General features: G+C 34.2%; 17 protein-coding genes. 12 read left to right on the top strand and 5 right to left on the bottom strand.

Features of this window, described 5'->3' with window-relative positions; genetic code table 11:
- Positions 1-61: 61 nt before the first annotated feature.
- Both C9J51_RS01840 and C9J51_RS01835 read right to left on the bottom strand, forming a co-directional pair.
- Positions 62-739, bottom strand: a complete 678-nt coding sequence (locus tag C9J51_RS01840) for a hypothetical protein (RefSeq protein ID WP_146144932.1) — start codon at positions 737-739, stop codon at positions 62-64.
- 1,878 nt (positions 740-2,617) lie between these two features.
- Entirely contained in the window at positions 2,618-4,876 is a 2,259-nt protein-coding gene (locus C9J51_RS01835) for an Ig-like domain-containing protein (protein WP_107274816.1), read from the bottom strand.
- 309 nt (positions 4,877-5,185) lie between these two features.
- On the opposite strand from C9J51_RS01835, the gene C9J51_RS01830 reads away from it, so the two are divergent.
- The 7 genes from C9J51_RS01830 to C9J51_RS01800 all read left to right on the top strand — a co-directional run bounded on the left by C9J51_RS01830 (position 5,186) and on the right by C9J51_RS01800 (position 15,155).
- On the top strand, positions 5,186-5,749 hold the full coding sequence (locus tag C9J51_RS01830) for a hypothetical protein (RefSeq protein ID WP_045039983.1): 564 nt from the start codon (positions 5,186-5,188) through the stop codon (positions 5,747-5,749).
- 76 nt (positions 5,750-5,825) lie between these two features.
- Complete coding sequence (locus C9J51_RS01825; protein ID WP_045039984.1) at positions 5,826-6,371, top strand: hypothetical protein; 546 nt, start codon at positions 5,826-5,828, stop codon at positions 6,369-6,371.
- Positions 6,368-9,166, top strand: a complete 2,799-nt coding sequence (locus C9J51_RS01820; RefSeq protein ID WP_107274815.1) for a CS1-pili formation C-terminal domain-containing protein — start codon at positions 6,368-6,370, stop codon at positions 9,164-9,166. Before C9J51_RS01825 ends, C9J51_RS01820 begins: the two co-directional genes overlap by 4 nt.
- A gap of 2 nt (positions 9,167-9,168) precedes the next feature.
- Positions 9,169-9,888: a hypothetical protein gene (locus C9J51_RS01815; RefSeq protein WP_045039988.1), complete on the top strand. Its 720-nt coding sequence runs from the start codon at positions 9,169-9,171 to the stop codon at positions 9,886-9,888.
- Positions 9,851-10,942, top strand: a complete 1,092-nt coding sequence (locus tag C9J51_RS01810) for a hypothetical protein (RefSeq protein ID WP_045039989.1) — start codon at positions 9,851-9,853, stop codon at positions 10,940-10,942. The genes C9J51_RS01815 and C9J51_RS01810 overlap by 38 nt, the downstream gene beginning before the upstream one ends.
- A gap of 654 nt (positions 10,943-11,596) precedes the next feature.
- Positions 11,597-12,688 (top strand): NapC/NirT family cytochrome c, encoded by a 1,092-nt coding sequence (locus tag C9J51_RS01805; RefSeq protein ID WP_045039991.1) that lies wholly within the window; start codon positions 11,597-11,599, stop codon positions 12,686-12,688.
- Between the two features lie 13 nt (positions 12,689-12,701).
- Positions 12,702-15,155 carry a molybdopterin guanine dinucleotide-containing S/N-oxide reductase gene (locus C9J51_RS01800; protein WP_107274814.1) on the top strand — a complete coding sequence of 818 codons (2,454 nt, stop codon included), beginning with the start codon at positions 12,702-12,704 and terminating at the stop codon, positions 15,153-15,155.
- Between the two features lie 76 nt (positions 15,156-15,231).
- On the opposite strand, the gene C9J51_RS01795 is transcribed toward C9J51_RS01800, so the two are convergent.
- The 3 genes from C9J51_RS01795 to C9J51_RS01785 form a co-directional block, all read right to left on the bottom strand.
- A complete protein-coding gene (locus tag C9J51_RS01795) occupies positions 15,232-15,777 on the bottom strand; it encodes a DUF2799 domain-containing protein (protein ID WP_244907475.1) in 546 nt (181 codons plus the stop codon).
- A 282-nt stretch (positions 15,778-16,059) separates the two neighbouring features.
- Positions 16,060-17,091 (bottom strand): tryptophan--tRNA ligase, encoded by a 1,032-nt coding sequence (gene trpS / locus C9J51_RS01790; protein WP_045036230.1) that lies wholly within the window; start codon positions 17,089-17,091, stop codon positions 16,060-16,062.
- Positions 17,092-17,535: 444 nt separating this feature from the next.
- Positions 17,536-17,757, bottom strand: coding sequence for a GntR family transcriptional regulator (locus C9J51_RS01785; RefSeq protein ID WP_045036231.1), 222 nt, complete (start codon positions 17,755-17,757; stop codon positions 17,536-17,538).
- An 878-nt stretch (positions 17,758-18,635) separates the two neighbouring features.
- Between C9J51_RS01785 and C9J51_RS01780 the strand changes: the two genes are divergently transcribed.
- The 5 genes from C9J51_RS01780 (at position 18,636) to fucP (ending at position 24,966) form a co-directional block, all read left to right on the top strand.
- Positions 18,636-20,099, top strand: coding sequence for an MFS transporter (locus C9J51_RS01780; protein ID WP_045036232.1), 1,464 nt, complete (start codon positions 18,636-18,638; stop codon positions 20,097-20,099).
- Positions 20,100-20,430: 331 nt separating this feature from the next.
- The gene (locus C9J51_RS01775) at positions 20,431-20,772 is read left to right on the top strand and encodes a hypothetical protein (protein ID WP_045036233.1); all 342 of its coding nucleotides are present in this window, start codon (positions 20,431-20,433) and stop codon (positions 20,770-20,772) included.
- Between the two features lie 260 nt (positions 20,773-21,032).
- Positions 21,033-22,748 carry an NAD-dependent malic enzyme gene (locus tag C9J51_RS01770; RefSeq protein WP_045036234.1) on the top strand — a complete coding sequence of 572 codons (1,716 nt, stop codon included), beginning with the start codon at positions 21,033-21,035 and terminating at the stop codon, positions 22,746-22,748.
- A gap of 375 nt (positions 22,749-23,123) precedes the next feature.
- A complete protein-coding gene (rbsD, locus tag C9J51_RS01765) occupies positions 23,124-23,543 on the top strand; it encodes a D-ribose pyranase (RefSeq protein ID WP_045036235.1) in 420 nt (139 codons plus the stop codon).
- 100 nt (positions 23,544-23,643) lie between these two features.
- Positions 23,644-24,966: an L-fucose:H+ symporter permease gene (gene fucP / locus C9J51_RS01760; RefSeq protein WP_045039995.1), complete on the top strand. Its 1,323-nt coding sequence runs from the start codon at positions 23,644-23,646 to the stop codon at positions 24,964-24,966.
- Positions 24,967-24,968 lie beyond the last annotated feature (2 nt).

The following is a 24,968-nucleotide window of genomic DNA, read 5'->3' as shown; positions in this document are numbered from 1 at the left end:
TTTGAAAATTAATTAATACTCTGAGTTAAAAATCAGCATTGTTTATTTGAATTAATAATTTTTAATTGTTGGCTTCTAGTTCAACACGACTTTGTAAGCAAAAAAATAAAAAATCCTTATTAGATAATAATTTAATGATATCTATTTTTACTATTATTGTATGTTTCAACAATGCTTCATTGTTTGGGGGAGGCGCTGATCTATTATTAATAGAGGTAATTACCTTCCCACCAAGAGCTAAAGCTTGTTTTAAAATAAATTTAGTTTTAATAAATGAAAAGATATGATCTATATGATTATGTTTTAAAAGAGTATTGAATGCACTTAAGATGCATAATTTGTAAAAAAGTCTTGTAGATGCGACTTGTTCAAGAAAAATAATTGAATTTATATTGTCATAGTCATAGTCATATATGTTTTCATTTACAAACATATGAATGAAAAATGCTTCTGTTCTATCATTTAAAAACCAATGTCCAACATTTAAAGTTAGAGGTGGTTCGATATTAATAAGCTTTATTGTTTCAGGCATTAAGTATTTTTCTATATGTGTATGTAAATTTTTTTTATCTGTAATATGTTCAAATTTTATTTTATGTGTTATATCTATCTCGTTAAGTCTTTCATATTGCTTTGATTCAAAACCAAACCGAATGTTGATGAATTCTTCTACTTTAGTTATTTTATCAAATCCACGAATACTATCTATATATGGACTGAGTAGATTTAGTGTCCTCATAATGTTCATTTTTTTTCAATAGATGGTATTGTTTTACCATTTTCCCAACGACTTAATGTAACTGTATCTAATTTTAATAAAAAGTTATTAGATAAAATAAATATATCCACAAAATCATTTTGAGATAAATTGTTATCAATTCTATATTGTTTAAGTAAATTTTTAAAGTTATCTATCATTTTTTTACATCTTAAGTATATTAAAAACGCGCTTAGGATGCAATGAGCACATATAAAAATTTTTGATTGTATTAAATTTTTTGATTGTATCAAATATATTCCCATGACCTAAAGCAGTGATTTGTTTTTTATTTATTAATAATAGCATTAAACCTTTAATCTAAATTAATATGCTATTACTATAACCATTTTTTTATAAGGTTATAATTGGTGTTATATAAAATTGGGTGATCATGATTTTATTGGTTAAGTATCAGTGACTTAGGTTGTGTTGTGGGTTGCCTGTCATTGTTAGAAAGTAATTATAAATATAAAAAATACAGCGATGAATCCGTTTAATATATAGTTTAGAATTACAAATTGTTGTTAATGAGGATGCTTTAGTCTCTATATGTGTTTAATTTTATAAAAAACGAAATGTATATTTTGGTTTTTTTAATGGTTGATGATCTTGATTACTAGAAACCTAATATCTCTAAATTTATATCGTAGATTATAGGCTATAGTAAGAATTTTTCCTATATTTTCAGCTGTTGTGGTTGAATGAATTTGTCTTTCTAAAGAGTATAAAAACTCTTTAGAAAGATGGTGTACATAATTAGGAAGATCGGACAACTTTGCATTCAAGCATGACGTTGTTAATTTAGTCTTAGATAAAGGTTATACGAGACAAGAAAACTATGATGTTGTTGGGGTGGATATGCAACAATGATATGTGCAAGCTTGTTAAGCTGAAGTAATAATATGGTGGAACAATATGTTCCAATGGAAAAATTACAAGCTTTAAATATTATTAATCATTGAAAACAAAATTAAATTGAAATACTGTCTGATTTATTATCTTTCGAGTTAATTTATACATTGACTGGTATTGTGGTGATGAGAAAGCGATAGCTTTAAAGATGAGCGTTATTTTAGATTACATCTAAAGCAAACCGTTTTTTTTGTGTGGTGACATAATATATATTTAATCAAGACAACTGGTTTGTACCTTGATGTCCGTAACGTCAGGCAGATCTATAAGGACAGCCCGGTGCTTATGAAGTTCGAGGGAGCGCTAAATATGTTATATTTCATCCAAATTAAGGTTGTCATTATACAAATAAAAATTCACCGATTACTTTGATGATATTAAATGGCACAAAGTATGTATCGATGTGGAAACTGTTGGGGGGCACTAATGGAACGTTTTTCAGAAGTTTAGAATTAAATGGATGCTAACGGCAGGTTATTATTTATCGAATGAAGCTAAAGTTTTAATTACTAAAGAGATTATACGGTATTACAACTGAGTTAAACGGATCAATAATAATGTTTTAACGTTTAATAAGTAAAAGTGTAGATATTAATAATTCCATTCTCGTTGTTCTTCTATATCTTCAATACGACTACGTAAGTTTGTTTTTTAATATCCTTATTTTTTGGTCGATTTCTTTGTTGTTAGCTCTATTTTTATCCATTTTATCGTTATTTTTAATTGTACGAGAATTTTACAAAAAAATTGTTAATAGCTATGAATATAACTATGAAGATCTGATTATAAACAATATATTTAAATCTTGATAATGTAAATGCCAAATTAAAAACATGAAAAAGGCTAAGTACTATGTACTTAGCCTTCATAGTTATCAATCTATTTTAGGATGAGACATTAATCTTAAGTAAATGAGACATACTGCCATACCTTGGTTGTGAATAATTAATTTTTTGACCAGCAAGATACAAATGATATTGTATCGATCGAGTATGATGAGCCTTGCACGTCAAATATATCAATATCCATATTTTGATTTGCAACCGTTGATTTGTTTGGATATGCGTTAACATATCCTTGCCCATACCAAGCTACCGCGCCATATTTTCCATGATCAATATCATGCATCCAGTTTACATAAGATTTAGCGACTTTAGCATCGCTGCTACCCAAGCGAAAATATTTTTTAACTCTTCTATCCGGCAGATTATTTGCGCCCGCACTCCAATTTGATCTGCCAGCCAGTTTTAATTTATTCATAGCATCACAAGCTTGATTAATAACATTTAACCATTCGGCTCTGTCTTCTTCTGGGATTGTAGGTAATTGCCATGTAATACCTCTATAATTATTAAATCCGGCCCCTATGTCGCGATTACCTATATGGTTGTAAACATCAGGTTCTATTCCAACCGAGCGAAGTAGAGTATTTGATAAAGCAAGCGTGAAGATCTCATTTTTTCGGCCTTCAACTGGAAATATACAACCAAGTCTATTTGCTTCAGGGGGATCGGTTATATCCCTAGGACAAACGGTAATGCCTAATATAATTTTAGTCTTGGAAGAGCCTGCAATAGGATCTGAAATATTAAGGGTCACATTGACAGCAAACTCAGATCCAGTGTTTGCTTTTTTCACGGTAATCTCATTACCGACTATTTCTACAGTAATAAAGTCATCTACACGGCTAAGATCTATTAATTCACCATTTACATTCATTGATTCAACACTATAATTTAAATTGTATTGATCTTTTGCTAAAAAAATGGAGCCACCAGAAGCTGTTTTTGCTGATATATATACCGTCGTTGGTACATTATATTGAGCACCATAGTATGAAGATACAAAGCTCCAACTACGTGAAACAAGAGTGTCAGCACATGAAAAATAACCATCAATAGTAGATTCTACTTTTCCAGTATCAAGACTGATTGCATCACTATCATGTGTTAAATAAGGTTTTCCACTATGCCAAAGATATTTAGTTGAAAAAATTGATTCATTGAGTAGTACATTTTCTCTCATTTTTTGTAATGCAGTTAAAGATGCAATACTCATACCCTTCGTCAAGCAATATGCTTCTGCTAATACTTTATCAAATGTTGGATAAACACCGATTATGCCTGTTACTCCTTTCTCTTGATATGTATTAGTAAATATACCATTTGTTGCTGATACTTGTTCTATTGTTAACGGCGGAGTGAAAAGAAGTTTTTGCTCCTTATCTATAATGGCTTCATATGGCATAACCTCAAAAGATAATGTACCGATGCCATAGCCGCCATTATGATCGGATATAATATAAGTTAGAACTTCTACGCCTGTTCTATGAGGAGTATATATGAATGAATGTTCTGAGTTAATTTTGACGGAGCCATTAAATGTCTTTACATCGATTAACTGAAGTAAGTCAGTTTTATCTAGATCACTGATATAGCTTGATATATCTATAGTTATATCACCCTTTGTTAAATCAGTTGGATCTATTCGAGCATCTAAAGCGACAGGATTATAGTTACCTTTTTGACCTATTGCTATATAGGCTACACCTGGCCTTGCTATATTATTTATCGAATCGATTTCAGTATAAAAAATCCTTACCGTACCCGTGGTATCAGTTGGTGCTTGATAAGTTATTGAAGACACATCAACAAATGTCAAACTTCCTATATCTGAAGAGCTTGTCTCACCCGTCAAATATACTGAGTCAGGATCAATTTTAAATCCTGTTTCTATTAATAAATCTTTAGCATCAAGTGTTAATGAATCTGATTCGGTTATTGTACGTGAAACGGGCGGTAAAAAATCACCTTTGGTATAGTCATCTGTTACGACAACTTGGACGATAGCTTCACTTGTTCCCTTATACTGTGATGATGCTGGTTTTACATTATATTTAAAGCGGCAAATATTTGCGCCATCAGTTGTAACCTTAAATGTTAAGCCATTTATATCATTTTTATTAAAGGCACAGTTATTGTCGATACTTTCTACATTTTCTATAATTAAATTTTGGTTGTTTTCTGCGGTTACTTTTTGTCTAAGATCTATGATTTGTGTGTTTTTTATTGGTGCAAAAGTTAGTAAATCCTGAGCATTTATTGCAATATTTTCTTGCGACAATTGCTCTTCATTTTCACCACCACACCCTATAAGGGATAGTGGTAATAGAATGAAAAATAAGCACTTTTTTATATTAAACATGTAGCCTCACTTATAAATAAAGCTGATTTAGAAATAGTGAACGGAAATCTGCTTCCGCTAGTATGAATAATACTTAAGTTATTATTTATACATTAAATGTCATCATGATTAATGAAGCATTAAAATAGATGCTGGCGCGATTGTAATTAAATCGACCTGTTATTGTTAATAGCAGTTTTGTATGCCTATATTTTAAAATGCTATTAATTACATTTCCTATTGATACTAATATATGTCCCATCGGTCACATGGTGTGACTGAATAATTAAAACGTTTAATAACATAAGACGTTTAACGGAGTTAGTCTCAATGAATAAATTAGTATTAGCAACAGTATTAGCAGCTACATTTGGTTTCTCTGCTGTATCTCAAGCAGCACCAACACCAGCAGTTGCACCTACTCCAGTAAAAGGTGATTTTTCATCTACATTCCTTGAGTGGAGCGGCTTTGCTAAAGTTATCCCTGGTGACGACATCGTAATTACTGGTGCTCGTTCTGGCGCTGTAGAAGACGGTGTTCTAACAGTTAAAGGCGATGGTACGTTTGAAACTAAAACACCTATCGTTCTTGAGTCTCGCTTATACTGGGATCAAGGTTCTGGTTCTAAAACTGCTGGTGAATTGTTCGCTACAAACTGGACAATTGATGCCGATGGTATTTCTGCTTCATGGGGTGCAAACTCTACAGCGGGTATGGATATTAAAATGACTGATATCGCATCAGGTACAGAACTAACGTCTAAAGCTGGTGTTAGCGCTGTTTCAACTGTTACGTTAAGTGTAAACAGTGTAGCTCCTGTAACTTCAGCGACTTCGCTGAACCTACTTGAGCCTCTAGTTGTAAATGCTAATGTTCTAGCTACAGTAGCATAATATTATATTAAGATTAGGCATCTATGATGCCTAATCTTTATTTTATTAAGCTGGATAATAATTTCAGGGGTGTATTTTGTCTAAAAAAATTCTAATAGTATTAATATGTAATTTTTTTGTTAGCAATTGTTTTGCTAAGACAGAATTTACTCTTGATTTTCTGTTGCAGGCCGATGTGACACCATCTGCTGCTGGGTTTAAGGTTAAATCTGTTGCGATATCGCCAAATAATTTTACGGTTATTTATGATGAAAGTCAGGAACGATTCCATGATATTAATTCCACATTAACGGTTAATACTGATATACCTTCAGATCGAGCTGAAAGTTTTTATTATGATATTAATCTTGTAGAAAATGATGCGTCTTGTTTATTAAATAACGGAAAAACTATTTATTATGAACCGCCGGTATTAGCTATAACTAATAATATGGGAGATCTCGTAGAAGTGAATAGTATAAATCCGTTGCTATGGCAAGAGTTCGATGATGTTGTCTCTGAAACACAGGCTAGTATAAAAAATATTAATCTTTCTTTTTCAAAAATACCAGTCACTGATTTTATTAATAATTATAAAAATTGTGAAGGTAAAATGACACTAATGGTTGGGCTATCGATATGAGAGAAAGTCATCTAGTATTTACTGTCTTTTTTTTATGCCTATATTCAACTGTGGCATATCCTGATAATTTGAATTATGATAATATTCCTGATGAATTTAAAGAAATGTTTAATGAGGAGAATAAAGTAGTTAAAGTTGTTTTTCCTTCTGGTGACTTTGGCAAACAAGCATTAATCAGTTCATATAATAAAGTACGATTAAATCAAAACGATAAATTAGCAATTAAGGATTTTAAAAAGCTGTTAGAAAGTAATAATATCAAAGGGAAATATGTAAATAAAATATTATCTGATTTGTTATCTAGTGAAGGTGTTTTGAATACAAACGAATGTCAAGGAATACCAAGTTCTTGTATCGTGTCCACAGATAGCTATGCTTTTTTCTATAATATTGACTCAAATGTGTTAAGAGTTTTTCTTTCCGAAAATGCACTTAAAGAAAAAAAATCAAAATTAATATATGCATCAAATATAAATAACAATAATGCATTAATTAATAGTTCTTCTATCTTTATTAACCAATATGACGATGATACATCATTAAATATATCAGATAATTTTGTTCAAGGATTTAAATATGGATATTTACGTTCTGATTTCAATATCAATACTAATGCTGATGATGTATTTGATCTCAATGAATTATCTTACAGTGTAAATAAAGATATTACTGAATTCAAAGCTGGTTATTTTTCAGATAATAATTCAATGAATGCAACAGATATAATAGAATCATTTACAGATTCTGATACTGTTGATCTTTCTTTTGGCTCATCACGAAATCTTCTTATAAAATCGAATCAAGCATATAAGACAGTTAATATTTATGTACCATCTGCTGGCTTATTATCAATACAAAAAAACGGTACATATATTAAACAGTACGCAGTAAAGGCTGGTCAACAAGAAATTTCATACAACGATTTGCCATCTGGTGTTTATGAAATTAGAGTTACAGTTAAATCAGGAAACAACACATTCTTTGATAAAATATATAATATATATAATATAAAATCGGCAATGCTTTCACAAGGTGATTTTGATTATCGTGTTCAGGTTGGTATGTTGATAAATGGAGCGAATAATGAAGGGTACAACAATGATTATGATTCTCATTCTGATGAATACGATGACAATTATAATGACTCTATTTATTCATCAGCTAAACTAGCATATGGGTTAGTTGACGGTCTTACTTTATCAGGGGCTGTCACATTATCAGAAAAGAAAGACATTATATTTCAGTCTGCTGTTGATTATACGTTTATTAATGGTTCTCAAATCACCTATAATAATAAGTTATATAGTGAAGGATCTAATTTAAATTCTCTTAACCTATATTCATCATGGATTAATATAGGTTATGAAAATTTTCAGTTTGATGATGACGATAATCTCGCTTGTTTTACTGAAAGTTGCAGCTCACGAACTAATATTAATATTAATAAATCAATATTGTTAACGGGGTCTTTATCTACGGGACTCTACTATAATTATTATAAGTATGAAGAAGGTAGTAACACATCTCTAACTAATAATTATAACTATAATTATAATTCAGCAAATAATTTTGACTTTGAAATTACATATAACAAAAATGATGGTAGGGTTAGTCGATATAACCAATTCGATGATGAATTCCAATTTAATTTGAGATACACTATTAATTTCGATAATAATAGCCAATTGTCTTTTAATACTAGCGCACAAGAAGATAAATTTACTGATTTTACCTCTGAGTTTGATACTGGTGATTTATTGACAGAAGATAATATTGCTCTTTCAGCATTAGCTAGAACTTCTTTTGTAAAAGATAGAGATCAAACTAATGATACATCTTTAGATATTATGGCGGATTACCAAAATAATAACTTTGATGCTAACTATTATGCTTCGGTATCAACTATTGGAACGACACAGCAGAATTTATCATTTAATAACACACAAATAATTACTTTTGATGGCATTGATTTTACTAGACAACAATCAGATGCTTATCTTAAGTTAGATATTAAAAAATCAGATGATATAAAAGATAATGATACTTATGGTATTTTATCCATAGAACAAGATGGTCGTCGGAAATATGATGTTAATATTAATAATGATAATAAAATAGTACCTTTAAAGTCATACGCACAATATAACAATAAAATTGATACTGAATCATCATCACTCGAAAATACGAGTAAAAATAAAGCGGAATTTTTTGTTTATCCTGGCAGTGTAGTTAAAACGGATATGAATCTAACTAAAGTTGTTTCTTTTGTTAGTGGATTTAAAGATATACTCGATCAAGATATTCTAGCGGTTCAGTGTGTTGGACAAGGTTGTGTCGATGTTGAAAATATTGACGGGAACGTATTTAAAATTGCGGTTAGATCTGGTCAACCTTTTGTCTTAAAAAATAAAGAAAAAATATTAACTTGTCTAACACCTCAAGTTCGCGATATTAGTGTTTTAAATATAGGTATGAATTATTGTATTCCTGAGGATAATGATCAACTGTTAGTTATGAATGATCCTCTAACTGGAAAAGACATGCGTTATGTTTATTTGGGTATATTTGAAACTAAAAATAAATGGCGTTATGCATCCTTAGATAAAGATAATCAATACAATATCATTGAGAAGAAATTTGGAGATGATAAGAATTTGGTTTATGTATCTTATGATCAAGAACAAATAGTAAGCAATGATATAAAAGATAAATTATCAGACATCATGTTAACGGCTGACGTACCGAAAGATACAATTTCGAATTACGTATTATTATTAAACCAGGATTGGAATTAGAAATGAAAAAATTGATATTATTAGCGTTATTATTTCCTTCAATATCACATGCAATTGCTATTGATACGATGCTAAAAGTTTCCGATGAACATGGTGCAGGCGTTTATACAGTTACAAATAATCAAGCAGAACCTGCTTTTGTTAATGTTAAGCTATCAAAGGTTGAAGTTAAAGGTGGCAAGGTGGTTAAGACACCTTATACCAAATCCAATTTATTAGAGTGGGATGCAACATTAACTCAAAATAAATTTATTCTTGATCCATTAATGGCGAAAAAAGTAGGAGTGAGAGCCTTGTGTGCTGAAGGATGTAATCCTGATCACGACACAGTTTTTGCGGTGCAATTTACACCTACACCTTATTCTAAAAATGGAAAAATGAAAGGTGTTGCAATAAGTTATGGCTATGAAAGTATATTTGTCATTCCTGCTAAAAATAAAAAAATATCATATTCAATTGAAAAAAAGAATGAATCTGTATTACTTAAAAATACAAGTAATACAACGTTAGAGGTATTCTTCAATCAATGTTCTGCTATGTTTAAAGCCGATTGTAGTACTAAAGTTATTATGCTTCCAGGAAAAATAAGAAAACTATTATTACCTAAAAATGCAAGAAAAGGCATGATTGATGTGTTTATTTCATCAATTGATGATACTTTTTATAAAAAAGAGGTTGTTGCAAATGATAAGAAAGTTATTTTTAATAAAGTTATTAAATAATAAAAAACTTTTATTATTAATAGCGATGTATTCTTCTAATTGTTTTTCATTTATTCTAAATGGTGAGATAATAGGTAGTGAGTTAAAATTTAAAAATGTAGTGTCTAGTGTTTCCTCTGCCAGTTATAAAACACTAGCGAGTTGGGAACCTGAAAATAATTTATTACCAGCAACTTCTTGGTCTCCAGGGTTTAAATACGATAAAAAAAATATCAGCTTGGTAGGACCTAGTGGGGTAAAAGTCAATATAAGTGATGCAATTACGATTGTTGGGCTTGAATATAAAGCAAGCAATACATTAAAAGAGGATACTTTAAAATCACCAATAACTAAATGTGATTCGTTTGGAATTAGTGGTAGTACTACTTTTGTTGTTAATTCAACGAGTTCTACTGTATGTTCTGGTTCTGTTTTAAAAAGTAATAATGCAATGCCTTATCATTTTATTCGTCCTATATTATCTATTGATCAGACAAAAATAATTGATGCTTTTGATAATTTACCTACAGCTGATAGACGAGAAGGTATCTATAGTTTTAATTTTGGATTTACATATCCTTATGGGTTTGTTGTGCCTTTATCTGGAGTCCAGACGTGGCAAAATAAATTTAAAAACTTAGTGATTAATATAAATTACAAACCTGGCTATTTAATGGATGTTCGATTAGAAAAGCCGGGTATACACAAGTTTGATTTTGATATCAGTAAAACAGACAGTGCTTTTCTTGAAGGGATCGCAATGTTTAATGTTATTGCTGAGGGGTCCTTTTCTACAGGGTTAGTCTTAAATATACCTAATGGTAATGATTTTAATTTAAAGCATATTAATGGAAAGTTAGGCGCTGCAGATATTCCATTAAATATTGTTTGTCCTAAATGTGATATTCAAGAGCTAGTAAAAGACGGTAAGAAGCAAATATCAACGACTAAAATTAAAGTTAGCGGTTCTGAAGTTAAATTGCCAATTTTAGTCAAAATAAAAAAAGAAAGACAAGATGTAGCCCTCGGACGATATTATGGTAATTTTACATTTACTTTTGGGTTAGATATATAATTAAATTTATTTTTATTTAACTACGACTAGTAAATATTGTTCTCTATGAATTATTTATAGTTAATACTTTTAAATGAATAACTTTTAGGTAACGGTGTGTCAATAAAACAGCATCAATTGAGAAAGCGAGTAAATAAACGATTCCAAGCGGCATATGATAGCCATGGATATTTATCTTTATGTTCTATCATTAATTCAAATTTAATGAAAAAACGAAAGCAAAAAAATGCAATAACGCCTAAGAAAATATATTTATTTCAGAAATATGAAGAAAATAGGATACATATTAAATTATTACCTCAACAACTTAATATTTCTATCTATAAGAAAGCATCAAATAGCTGATGGTAATAGTTGTGAACAATCAAGCCACAATAGGCAATATGTAGCCTATTGTGGCTTGGTTATTTATTGGAAAAATATAGATTAATTTTATATCGTTAAATTTAAAATACCTTGTGACATAATACACAAATACCATTGCTTATAAATAAGTCAATAAAAGTAAATCACTATTAATAAAATCATTAGTTATGAGTGCTTAGTCACAGAACTGGAACAAAAAAGACTGATTATGAGTAGATGTGTAATATAAAAATGTAAAATCCTTTAAATAGCCATACACCGACTAAGGCTAACTAAAGGATCATACTTATGAAAAAACGCTATATTGCTCTAATTGCTGTTCTCGGCATTGTTATTGGTTGGATAACCTTAGGGGGTACACAAGCTGTACTTCATGCAACCTCTAGCACTGAATTTTGTGTGTCGTGCCATACGATGCAAAAACCACTCGCTGAATATCAAGGTTCCGTTCACTTCAGTAATCAAAAAGGCATTCGTGCAGAATGTGCAGACTGTCATATTCCTAAAGATCCTATTGATTATTTAATTACCAAGGTTCGAGCTTCTAAAGACATCTATCATGAATTTGTTACCGGTAAAATTGATACAGATGCCAAATATGAAGATCATCGCTTAGCAATGGCTGAAACAGTATGGGGACAAATGCGTGAAAACGATTCAGCTACTTGTCGTTCTTGTCATAGTCTTGATGCGATGGAAACCTATGACCAATCAGCAAGTGCACAGAAAATGCATTTATATGGTAAAGAAAATAATCAAACCTGTATTGACTGTCATAAAGGTGTTGCCCACTTTGCACCGCAAGCTACGTTAGATACCTCCGCTTTTGATCACCTTTTTGACATGGCTAAAAATACTAAAGCAGACGCAGTAAAAGTTTATCCAATTGAAACCATTAAAATGGCTGATCTTGCGACGATTAATCCAACCGTTGAATTAACCACTGTCGCGCATAAAGATAACCAGCGTACGGTTATGGTTTCTGGTTACCAAATGAAAGGTGCAGAATCTGTTATCTACATGGGTGAGGGTCAACGTTCAATTATCGCGACCTTAACGGATGCGGGTATTAAAGCATTAAAATTGGGTGAGGCTAAAACTGACGCTTACGGTAATCAATGGCGTAGTGCTGAGCTAACCGGTACGATTGATGCGCCTGTTCTTGCTTCTAATCAACCGTTATGGGATTACGCAGAAGAATTGGATAACGTTTACTGTGCAACTTGCCACGCTAAAATTCCTGCTAATCACTTCACTGTTAACTCTTGGGGCCCTGTTGCAAAAAGCATGGGTGCACGTACAGATATTTCTGAACTAAACCTTGAGATCTTAACTAAATTCTTCCAAAACCACGCGAAAGACGTGGCAACTCATCAATAAGGGAGTGGTGACTATGACTACTATTACTCGTCGCGGCTTTTTAAAAGGCGCAAGTGCATCTGCTGGTGCATTAGCGATCACCTCTATCGCTCCGTTATCGGTTAATGCTGCTACGCTTGGTCGTACTGATTCTTTGGTGTTAACAGCTGGTCGTATGGGACCTTTGCTTTGTGAAGTTAAAGATGGTCAGCTTATCTCAACTAAAAATGGATTAGCACAAACAGTACCTAACAGCTTGCAACAAACGGGACCATCACAGGTTTACACTAAAGCGCGTGTTAAGTACCCAATGGTGCGTAAAGGCTATTTAGCAAATCCAAGTGCTCCTCAAGGTGTACGTGGTAGCGATGAATTTGTGCAAGTATCATGGGATGAGGCTTATAAGCTGATCCATGAGCAACATATGCGTATTCGTAAAGCTTATGGTCCTGAGTCTATCTTTGCCGGTTCTTATGGCTGGCGTTCAAGTGGTGTGTTGCACAAAGCGCAAACATTACTTCAGCGTTATATGAGTATGTCGGGTGGTTATGCGGGTCACTTAGGCGACTATTCTACGGGTGCGGCTCAAGTTATTATGCCGCACGTTGTTGGTTCGATTGAAGTCTATGAACAACAAACCACTTACCCTGTAATTTTAGAAAATAGTGATGTGGTTGTGTTGTGGGGCTTGAACCCCATTAATACGTTAAAGATTGCATGGTCTTCAAGCGATGGTCAAGGTCTTGAATTTTTCCATCAACTAAAGAAATCAGGCAAAACTGTTATTATCATTGACCCAATGCGTTCAGAAACCGCTGAATTTTTTGGTGATAAAGCACAATGGATTGCACCTAACCCGCAATCAGATGTGGCGATGATGATGGGTATTGCTTACCAGTTGATCAAAACACAACAGCACGATACTGAATTTCTTGCTAAATACACAGTAGGCTTTGAGCAATTTGAAGCCTACCTCATGGGTAAAGAAGACGGCATCGAGAAAACACCACAATGGGCTGAAGCTATTTGTGGTGTGCCAGCAAGACAAATGGAATTACTGGCTAAGATCTTTAAAGAGAACCGCACCATGCTTATGGCGGGTTGGGGTATGCAACGCCAGCAACACGGTGAGCAACGTCACTGGATGCTAACGGTGCTTACTTCAATGCTTGGTCAAGTTGGCTTACCTGGCGGTGGTTTTGGTTATTCATACCATTATTCTAATGGTGGTAATCCAACACGCGACGCTGGTGTTCTACCTGCAATGTCGCCATCTCTAGGTGCAAGCTCAGCAGGTGGTAATGACTGGGCTGTTCAAGGTTCGGTGACAGCTTTCCCTGTTGCGCGTATTGTTGAATGCTTAGAAAAACCGGGAACAGAGTATAAACACAATGGCCATACGCTCACCTTCCCTGAGCTGAAAATGATTTGGTGGGCGGGCGGTGCTAACTTTACCCATCACCAAGATACTAATCGTTTGATCAAAGCATGGCAAAAACCTGAATTGATCGTTATTTCAGAACCATACTGGACGGCTGCGGCTAAGCATGCGGATATCGTGCTACCTATTACGACCTCATTTGAGCGTAATGATCTGACAATGACAGGTGATTACTCTAATCAACATCTTGTGCCGATGAAGCAAGTGGTTGAGCCACAAAATGAAGCGCGTAGTGATTTAGATGTATTTGCGGATATGGCAGAACACCTAAAACCCGGTGGTCGAAATGTGTATATGGAAAATAAAACGGAGATGGAATGGCTGCGTGATTTCTATAAAACAGCACAAAAAGGCGGCCGTAATGCACGTGTTCCTATGATGAATTTCTCTAAGTTTTGGGAAGCAAACAAACTTATTGAAATGAAGTGGAATGCAAAGAACGCCGAGTTTGTACGTTTTGCTGATTTCCGTAAAGATCCAATCATGAGCCCATTGGGTACGCCAAGTGGTAAAATTGAGATCTTCTCTAAAACGATTGAAAGCTTTAAGTTAGATGATTGTCCTCCACATCCAGTATGGATGGAGCCAACCGAGTGGATGTTTAATTACAATGATGGTGAATTGCAGTTAATGACATCCCACTCAGCACATCGCTTACATAGCCAATTTAACTATGCTGATCTTCGTAAACAATATGCAGTACAAAACCGTGAACCGATTACGATCCATCCGGAAGATGCAAAAGCCCGTGGTATTAAAGATGGCGACTTAGTGCGCGCTTACAATCAACGCGGCCAAGTTTTGGTTGGTGCTTTTGTTTCTGATGGTATTAAAAAAGGCAGCGTATGTATCCACGAAGGTGCATGGCCTGATTTAGATCCTAAGACGGGTATGTGTAAAAATGGTGGACCAAACGTATTAACGATGGATATTCCTACATCACGTTTAGGTAACGGTAACTGTGGTAATTCTGGCGTGGTGAAAATTGAGAAATTCACAGGTGTTGCTCCAACATTAACGGCGTTTACACCACCTAAAAACGGTTAGTTAATAGTGTAACCTGACTTAAAAAAGCCGAGTATTAATACTCGGCTTTTTTTATAAATAGTGAAAAAAAATATTTTTAATTTCGCTGTACTAATTCTAATTCAGCTAATTCTTTTTTTAATCGGTTTAATTGTGCTTTTTGCTTTTTTATCAAATTAGGCTGTTTATTGATTTCTTCTATCTTTTCTAATTTCTGTTGTCGTTCTCGAGCCGTTAACTTATCGTAAATGATACTGTTTTTTAATCTATTCAATCGCTGTTGCTGATATTCACTATCATATTGTTCATTTTGTAATGCTTGCTCGGCTTGAGTCACTTTGTTTTTTAACGTGAATAGTTGTTGCCCTTGGTGATAACCCCGTAAAAATAGAGCAGAGGTCGATTGTGGACAAACACCAAGATAGCTATTGCCATTTGAACCAACAAAAAAGCCATGACTTTCAGTACAGTATGTTATTAATCCCTGCTGATAACTTGCTTGATATTGGTTAAAGTTAGCATGAACCTTATATTCAGAGCACGCAGAGCTACGTTCATTAAATTGATTAGCTGATGCGCCTTGTGATCCATCGACATAGCCTAAAGCCGACCAATTCGCTGTCTGGCATTCTTGTTCATTCATTACTGAGCATGCACTTACCGTTGAGCATAATATAAGTGTAATAGTGAGTGATTTTATCGTCATGAATGATTATCTTATAATGAATAAAACGGAGTATTTTAAAGGGATCACAATTAAAAATAAAGTAAGGTGTTTTTAATACTAATATCTATGCATAAATAACAGTAATTTTCTGGTAATAAAAAACGCTAATGAATTGATAGTACTATTATTTAATATATTAATAGAGTGTGTTAATTAAAAGCGATACCTATATTTAACGGTTATAGATATCGCTAATGATTAAAACAAATTCAAACCAAAGGCAGTTTTAATATCCGTTAAAACTTGTTGGGTTTGTTGGTTAGCATGTTCAGTGCCAGACTTTAGCACCTCAATGAGATAGTCTTTATTATTTAAATAATCAGCGCGACGTTTGCGTATTGGTGAGATTAAATCTTGTAGGCATTGTTCTAAGATTTTTTTTGTTGTCCCATCGCCTAAACCACCTTGACGATATTGCTGTTTTAACGTTTCAATATAAGCGCCATCTGGGTGGAAAGCATCAAGGTAAGTAAATACAATATTGCCCTCAACGCAGCCAGGATCTTCAACACGAAGATGAGTAGGATCGGTATACATTGATTTTACCGCTTGTGAAATAGTCTTACTATCAGCACCTAATGTGATGGTATTACCCATTGATTTAGACATCTTATTTTTACCATCAGTACTTGGTAAGCGGGCGACTTTACTTAATAGCGGTTGACACTCGACTAAAATATTCTTACCTGCAATGGTGTTTATTTTTCTGACAATTTCATTGGTTTGTTCAAGCATCGGTAATTGGTCATCACCGACAGGAATTAAACTTGCACGAAATGCAGTAATATCTGCGGCCTGAGAAATAGGATAAGTTAAAAATCCAGCAGGAATAGAACGGCCGAAAGCTTTAGATTGAATTTCACTTTTAACGGTAGGATTACGTTCTAAACGTGCAATAGAAACGACGTTAGAGTAATACATGGTTAATTCAGCAAGAGCGGGAATCGCAGATTGTAGACAAATTGTGGTAAGTTTTGGATCAATACCAACCGCTAAATAATCAGCGACAACATTAAGAATATTGTCTGCGACCTTTTGTGGATTATGACCGTTGTCAGTAAGACCTTGCATATCAGCCACTAAAATATTCTGTTGGTATTGATGCTGCAATTGTACTCGTTGCTGTAATGAGCCAACGTAATGACCAAGATGGAGTTGACCTGTTGCCCGATCACCAGTAAGAATAATCGGTTGATGTTGATCTGGTGTGATTGATGCTTGAGTGTTCATCTGCTTCTCCGAAAAAGTGCGGCCGGAGAGGTGAGGAAATACGGATAAGATTAAGCGTATTCATTTGCAACCTTCCGGCGGCAAAATGAAATAGAAATAAAAAGATAACTCTATTCAGCGCCGCTCTATGAAGAACGCCACCAAAAGAAGAGGGATGAGATAGTGCTTGTTATCTTTTTCATGCTGTAAACGTATCAAAATAATTTAAATGAAACAAGTTGTTTTATTTGATAAATAAATGATGTTTTTTATAGATTGTAAATCGAAGTGATTGGATCATTTAGCGTAATGAATGATCAGTAAACGTGCTCTATATCAATATCAAGAGATTAATATCTGGATATGTTTGTTATGTTACGGGCTTTTAGATGAAATATGTTACGGGTGGTTTATCTGTTTACTGGATATTTATATGTTTGCATTCCTTTGCTCATGATTGTTGTCTCACATTAAAAACCAGCCTCGACGTTCTTTACGATAGATAATCCCTTGAGACTCTAAGTGCAATAATGCTTGCTTTACGGTTAGTCGGCTAGCATTAAAACTATCACTTAGCTCTCGCTCTGATGGCAGTCGTTTTGATTGGGTAGTAAATAGCCCACGTTCAATTTGTTGAAGTATCGTGTCACAAATAATTGAAAGTTGTGATGGTTGGTATCTATTCATTATTTATTTTACTCATTGTTATAATACTGTTGTTAATAATGAAGATCATAACAATGGAATGTCATTATTGTGTCATTACAACAGCGGTCATTTGCTGTACCGACTGAATAATTACTGCATTAACACTATTATTTATTATGAGGCTATTCGAGTTGTATTAATGAGCTCTAATTTGTTAATAAAGATAACGATCTACTGATTAACATCTTATTATAAGTATTAACATGATAGCGGTGTTTTTGTAGGAGATAATTGGTTATTTTATGGTATTAAATAACGATTTTTAGAAGAACGACATAAGAAAATAGCCATTAAAACGCTTAGTTGTTATCGCTTTTTAAGAATGATGTACAAGGCAATAGTTATTAATAATAATAATGATTGTTAAGTGAGTTATTGCTTTTACTTTATAACTATAAAAAATAGCAGTAGTATTATTATTAATAAAAAAGAGATTTTTCTTCGTGTTTGGTATCTGTTTTTTCGTTATAAGAAGGGAAAAAGAAAGATTTTTTTGATTCAATTATCATTGAGAAATAATGAATATTGATTAAATATTAGTTAATACATGCATAATAAATAGTATTTTATATTTTATTTTTGATCTTTAAATATAAAATAAACCTAAAAATCGCCACCTGATTACCATTTTTATTATTTTTTGTTTTTACTTAATTAATTGATTTTTATGGTTAATAATGGTTTTTCTTAATTTTGTTTATCATCTTACTATAAATATGGCCATCACTGGTGCATATTAACGGTTAATTACATCTAGAAAATAAATTTCATCTTTGGTTGTGATATATGTTTATATACAGCCAACTTTAATACTGATATTCGTCTGAATTAAGACAATAAGCATTGTTGATTTTAACATGAATCAAAAAATAGAGATTCAACCGCAAAATACGATCCAGAATTATATTGATGGAATATCAATAAGTAATCCAGTTTCTAGTAAATATTCAATGTCTATGACACGAGTACAATGGCGTATTTGGTTATTAGCGACATTTGGTAAGTTTTTTGAGGGTATGATCGTTTTTATGATGGGGTTAACCCTGCCATTATTAACCCTACAATTTCATTTAACAGAGCTACAGAAAGGTATAATTAGTTCTTCGATTCTGTTTGGTATTTTAATTGGAGCAAGTGCTCTGGGTGGGCTATCTGATCTTTATGGACGTAAAAAAATGTTCATTATTGAGATGGCTTTACTCTCTATCTGCTTGATAGGTATGGCGACTAGCCAATCTTATTTAAGTCTTTTAGTGTTTAATTTTGGTATTGGCTTGGCTTTAGGGTGTGATTATCCTACGGCGCACTTAATGATATCTGAAAGTATCCCGTCTAAGAACCGTGGTAAGTTGGTTCTGGGCGCGTTTGCGTTTCAGTCTATTGGTGTGTTATTTGGTATTTTAACCGGTATTTTTGTATTGACGTATGTGAATGACATCAATGCATGGCGTTTAATGTATATTATTGCTTTGATTCCATCATTAGCCATTACGGTTGCACGTTTCTTTATTCCAGAAAGTGCGCATTGGCTATTGTCTAAAAATCGTAAAGCTGACGCTGAAACATCACTTAAGCGGTTATTGCATCGTTCGCAACAGTCATCGATGCCAATTATGGAGACACCGTGTGACGAGGTTGAGTTAACATCTTGGTTACATGGTTACAAACGGTTATTTAAAGAAAAATATCGCGCCAAAACAATTTTGGCATCGGTTCCTTGGTTTATTCAAGATCTTGGTACTTATGGTATTGGTATTTTTACGCCAGTGATTCTTGCGTCAGTACTTGACCCACATAAAGCAACTGGGGGCGATGCATTACATAACACTATTGCTAATACCATTTATTTAGCAAAAGGTACCGCTGTTATTGACTGTTTGTTAATTGTTGGTGTTATCTGTGCGATTATCTTTTCAGAATCTGTTGGCCGTATGAAACTGCAAATTTATGGTTTTATTGGTTGTTCAGTAGGTTTACTGTGTGCGGCTGTTTCAGTGAAAATGCATGGTGATTATCAGATGTATATGCTGTTTTTAGGTTTCATGTTATTTAATTTCATGAATAATTTAGGACCTAATGCACAAACATATTTGATTTCTGGCGAAGTTTTTCCTGTGAAAATCAGAGCAAAAGGGGCAGGTTTTGCGGCATCAATTGCTAAATTTGGTGCTATTTTAACAGCCTTCTTATTTCCGATTTTATTACATGGGATTGGTGTGTTTACGCTCTTATTGTGTTTAGTGGTAACGTCATTGCTTGGCGCATGGGTAACACATAAATACCGTTTCGAAACGTCCGGTAGAAATATCGAAAGTATGTAAAGACTGACATCATCCGATTTATTTTGAAGCATCAGCCAATGGCTGGTGCTTTTTTTATATTTATACATTGCTGAGAGTGTGTTTTTTTGACGCTAAATAGTGTTATATCATAATGATGTGATTCGCCTAATTTTATCTATTTGACCTTCCCCTCAGTGTAACCTTTATGATGCAATCAAATACATTGATAACATAGATAGAGTTGAGGTCAAGATGAGCTGTTGTAATAAAGCCCCCAAAGGCGGTGCGAGTTTAGGGTTATTATTGAAGTTTATTGCTGCAATTTTTGTATTGTTATTAATTGCTTCTTATTGGCAATAAGGCTTTGTCAATGAAACCCTCTGTCGTGATTGAACCCCATCATCGTTGTTGCTATATCACAGGCTCCAGTGTGAGTATTGAAGCGATGTTAGCCACATTGAAGGCCAACCAATATATTCGGTCTGCGAACGTTAACTCATCGCATAAATTGCAGTTGATTTATGATTTTAGATATATTGAATTTCAGCAGATATTGACCATTATCCGCACGGCTGGTGTTAATTATAAGAATGGCTTTTTTCAGCGGTTAAAATATCAGCTGTATAGTGATGCAGATTTACAGGCGCGCGATAACCTAAAGATTACGCCGTTTTGTTGTGATAAAGTCGCGATTAGGCGCGAAAATCTTTAATACTGAATAAAAGTAATCATCGTGATTGATCAACAAATTCAAGTGATATCTTATTGATCAGTTTCCTTGTATAACAAACATATCATTCTCACGTTTTTTAACTATCAATATGGTTAAAAATGCGGCTGTTCACATTTTTATAAAGTGGTTGGATATACACTTCATTTTATATTATGGCTTTATCATTACGTATAACTGTCGTTATGGTTATCTGTGATCATAAAGTGTGTTGCTATGGTTGTTATATACGGAGATAGAATATGACTATCGGTAAGTACCTCAGATGGAAAGATTCGCAAGGGAAAGTGTTTCGTCCTGTGTCATTAACAGGCACCGAGTTACTCAATGATCGCACTTTAAATAAGAGTACGGCTTTTACTCAAGAAGAGCGCGATGCTTTTCAATTAACGGGATTATTACCCCCGCGAGTACAAACGTTTGATGATCAACTTAACCGTGTCTATGACGGCTTTAGTAATGCGTCCACTGATATTGAAAAATACCTCTTTTTACGCTCACTTCAAGATCGTAATGAAACCCTTTTTTATGCGTTACTTTCCCGCCATGTAGAAGAAATGACGCCGATCATTTATACCCCGACTGTCGGCAAAGCATGTCAAGAATTTAGTCACCGTTATCAAAAAGCACGTGGGTTATATATTACTGAAGAAAACGTCGGTGCAATGGGTGAGATGTCGCGCCATTTTATGGGTAAGGACATCAAAATTATTGTCGTAACCGATAGCCAAGGTATTTTAGGCATTGGTGATCAAGGCGTTGGCGGAATGGGGATTCCGATTGGTAAGTTATCACTCTATACTTTAGGTGCTGGCATTCACCCTGCCCATTGTTTACCGATTGTGTTAGATGTCGGTACTGATAACCAAGAGCTGCTTGATGATCCAATGTACTTAGGTATTTCACGTAAACGGCTTCGTGGTGATGCTTATAAACGCTTTATTAAATCATTTGTACAACAAGTTAAACGCCATTTTCCAAAAGCAGTATTGCAATGGGAAGATTTTAGTAAAGCCAATGCATTTGATAATCTAAGTGATTATGAAGACAGTTTGCCATCATTTAATGATGATATTCAAGGTACTGGCTCGGTTGTTCTTGCCGGTATTTTGGGTGCATGTAAGATCAAACAAGAACGATTAGTGGATCAAACCTATGTGATCTACGGCGCTGGGGCGGGTGGCGTAGGGGTTGCTGATCAAATCTACGCGGGGTTATTAAAAGAAGGCTGTACGCATCATTCTGCGCGCGAGAAGATTTTCATTCTTGATTCTAAAGGTGTCGTGTTTGATGATCGCGATGGTTTAGAAGATTATAAACGTCGTTATGCTAAATCACGTTCCATTTCCGCCGGATGGCATGCGGCTGAGTTAGGTAAAATTAGCCTAACAGAACTCATTAATAACCATCCAGTCACGGTATTGTTAGGCGCAAGTGGTATTGGTGGTGCATTTATGGCTGAACATATTCAAAAGATGATGGAATACACACCACGACCGATTATATTCCCACTCTCTAATCCTACGGCTAATTGTGAGGCTATCCCTGAAGCGATTTATCATTGGAGTGATGGACAAGCCATTGTCGCAACGGGTAGTCCATTCTCTGATGTAGAATATAATGGTCACCAATACCGGATTGGACAGGGCAATAATGTCTTTATTTTTCCAGGTATTGGTTTAGCGTCAATTGTGTCGCAAACGGCAAAAATTACCCAAGATATGTTTACCACTGCTTCTTATGCACTTGCGGAGTGTGTAAGTGATGAAGATATTGCAAAGGGGTGTATTTACCCTCGTATTAGTGCGTTGAAAGCCGTTTCTGTTCATGTGGCTCATTCAATTTTAGCTCAGATGCAAGCAACAGATGCGTGTTGTCACTTACGAGATCAAGATCTTAAGCAAGCATTAGCTGAACATATGTGGGAACCGGTTTATTTGCCATATCGACGAGTATAACGTCCCTGTTTTGTAACCTTGCGTGATAAAAAAGCCATGTTCTTAATTGAATGTGGCTTTTTTGTTTTATAAATCATTCGCTTAATTATTAATATCACTGTGTTTTTATAAATAATCGTATTCAGATTGATATGATACTTTTTTAATATCGAAACGTTTCGATTGTAAAACTGTGAGCTAAATAGATATTTTAGTTATTTTATTGCAGTTGAAAGCGATCCTTCTCACACCTTCTCTATTTTGCTGTGGTGAAAAATTTTAGGTCGTTTATTATTCTCATCGAAACGTTTCGATGTGTTTTTCTGCCACTTAAAAAACATCAACACTAAGGCAGAAAATTTGAGCGGTATAACGTGTAACAAGAAGGTCTACCAAATGAAAAAAAGTACGCTAATTAATGCAGAGCTTTCATATCTTGTCGCAACGCTAGGACACACAGATGAAATCACTATCTGTGATGCAGGCTTACCGATACCTCAACATGTAAAACGCATTGATCTTGCGTTAACCCATGGTGTACCAAGTTTTCTTGATACGGTGAAAGTGATGTTATCTGAATCACAAATTGAAGGGGTTATTATGGCCGCTGAGTTTGCTGAAATCAGTCCTGCACATCATCAAGCATTGTTGGCTATTTTAGATCAAGAAAGTACGACAACAGCTAAGCCGATTCATATTTCATATTTATCGCATGAAGAATTTAAGCAACGCACTGCGCAAAGCCGTGCCGTGGTGAGAACCGGAGAATATACGCCGTATGCCAATGTTATTTTCCAAACTGGTGTCGTTTTTTAGATAGCACACTTTGAAATATTGCTTTATATCAATAGAAAATACGTAAATATCAAAAGTATCACACTCTTTGATTAGGGTGATTATTTATGGAAGATAAATTATGTTTATTAAGAATAATACAATTCAACATGCGGATGGTTTTTTAAATAAAACCCCGATATTTCAATTTTTATTATTATCATCAGTTTTTGCGCTTTGGTCTGCGGCGGCGGCTCTAAATGATGTATTAATTACGCAATTTAAATCAATTTTTGAACTCTCTAATTTTGCCTCGGCGTTGGTACAATCAGCGTTTTACGGCGCTTACTTTTTAGTCGCAATCCCTGCATCTATGGTTGTGAAAAAAACCTCTTATAAATTAGCGATTTTATTAGGTTTAGCATTGTATATTTTTGGTTGTTTGATGTTCTTTCCTGCATCTCATGCGGGTACGTACACCATGTTCTTAGCCGCTATTTTCTGTATTGCTATTGGTTTGTCGTTCCTTGAAACCTCATGTAATACATATTCAGCAATGATTGGTGAACCTGAGCGTTCGACATTACGTTTAAACATTTCTCATACTATTAATGCCATGGGTTACATTATTGGTTTGTTACTTGGTAAGCACTTAATTTTCCAAGATGGGGTTGATGTTGGTCATATGATGGCAACGTTAACTGGCCCTGAGCTTGAAGCGTTTAAAGAACAAGTACTACAACAAACGTTAGAACCTTACAAATGGCTTGTTGGTGTGATTGCAACGATTGCTACGTTGATTGCAGTTACCGAATACCCTAACTGTAAAGCGGCAACAGACAAGAAAGATAATCAACCATCATTTGGTGAGACACTGTCTTACTTAATGGGCAATAAACGCTTCTTCAAAGGTATTGTGACTCAGTTTGCTTATGTTGGTATGCAAGTTGCTGTATGGTCGTTCACGATTCGTTTAGCGCTTGAGTTGGATCATAATATGATTGAGCATGACGCGGCGAACTATTTATTGTATGCCTTTATTATGTACTTCTTAGGTAAGTTATTAGCGAACTACTTATTCACTAAAACGGCACAAGAAAATGTATTAATGGGTTATTCGGCAATTGGCTTTCTTTGCTTAATGTATGTAACGTTTGTCCCTAATTTCAGTGCGGTTTGGGTTGCAGTGGGTACGTCAGCATTGTTTGCTCCTTGTTGGGCTACGATTTTTGCCTCTACCTTACAATCTGTTGATACACGTTACACAGAAACTGCGGGTGGTTTTGTGGTGATGTCTATTATCGGTGGCGCAGCGATTCCAGTGATTCAAGGTCTACTTGCCGATAATATTGGCCTACAGTCTTCCTTCATTGTCAGTGCATTGTGTTTTGCTGTGGTATTTGTTTACTTCATGAATGAAAAGAAATACAAGCAACAATTCAACTTTGTGGCTGCTAAAGCGTAATG

The sequence above is a fragment of the Photobacterium iliopiscarium genome (assembly GCF_003026395.1).
GTDB lineage: Bacteria > Pseudomonadota > Gammaproteobacteria > Enterobacterales > Vibrionaceae > Photobacterium > Photobacterium iliopiscarium.
This window is presented reverse-complemented; position numbering and strand designations above follow the sequence as displayed.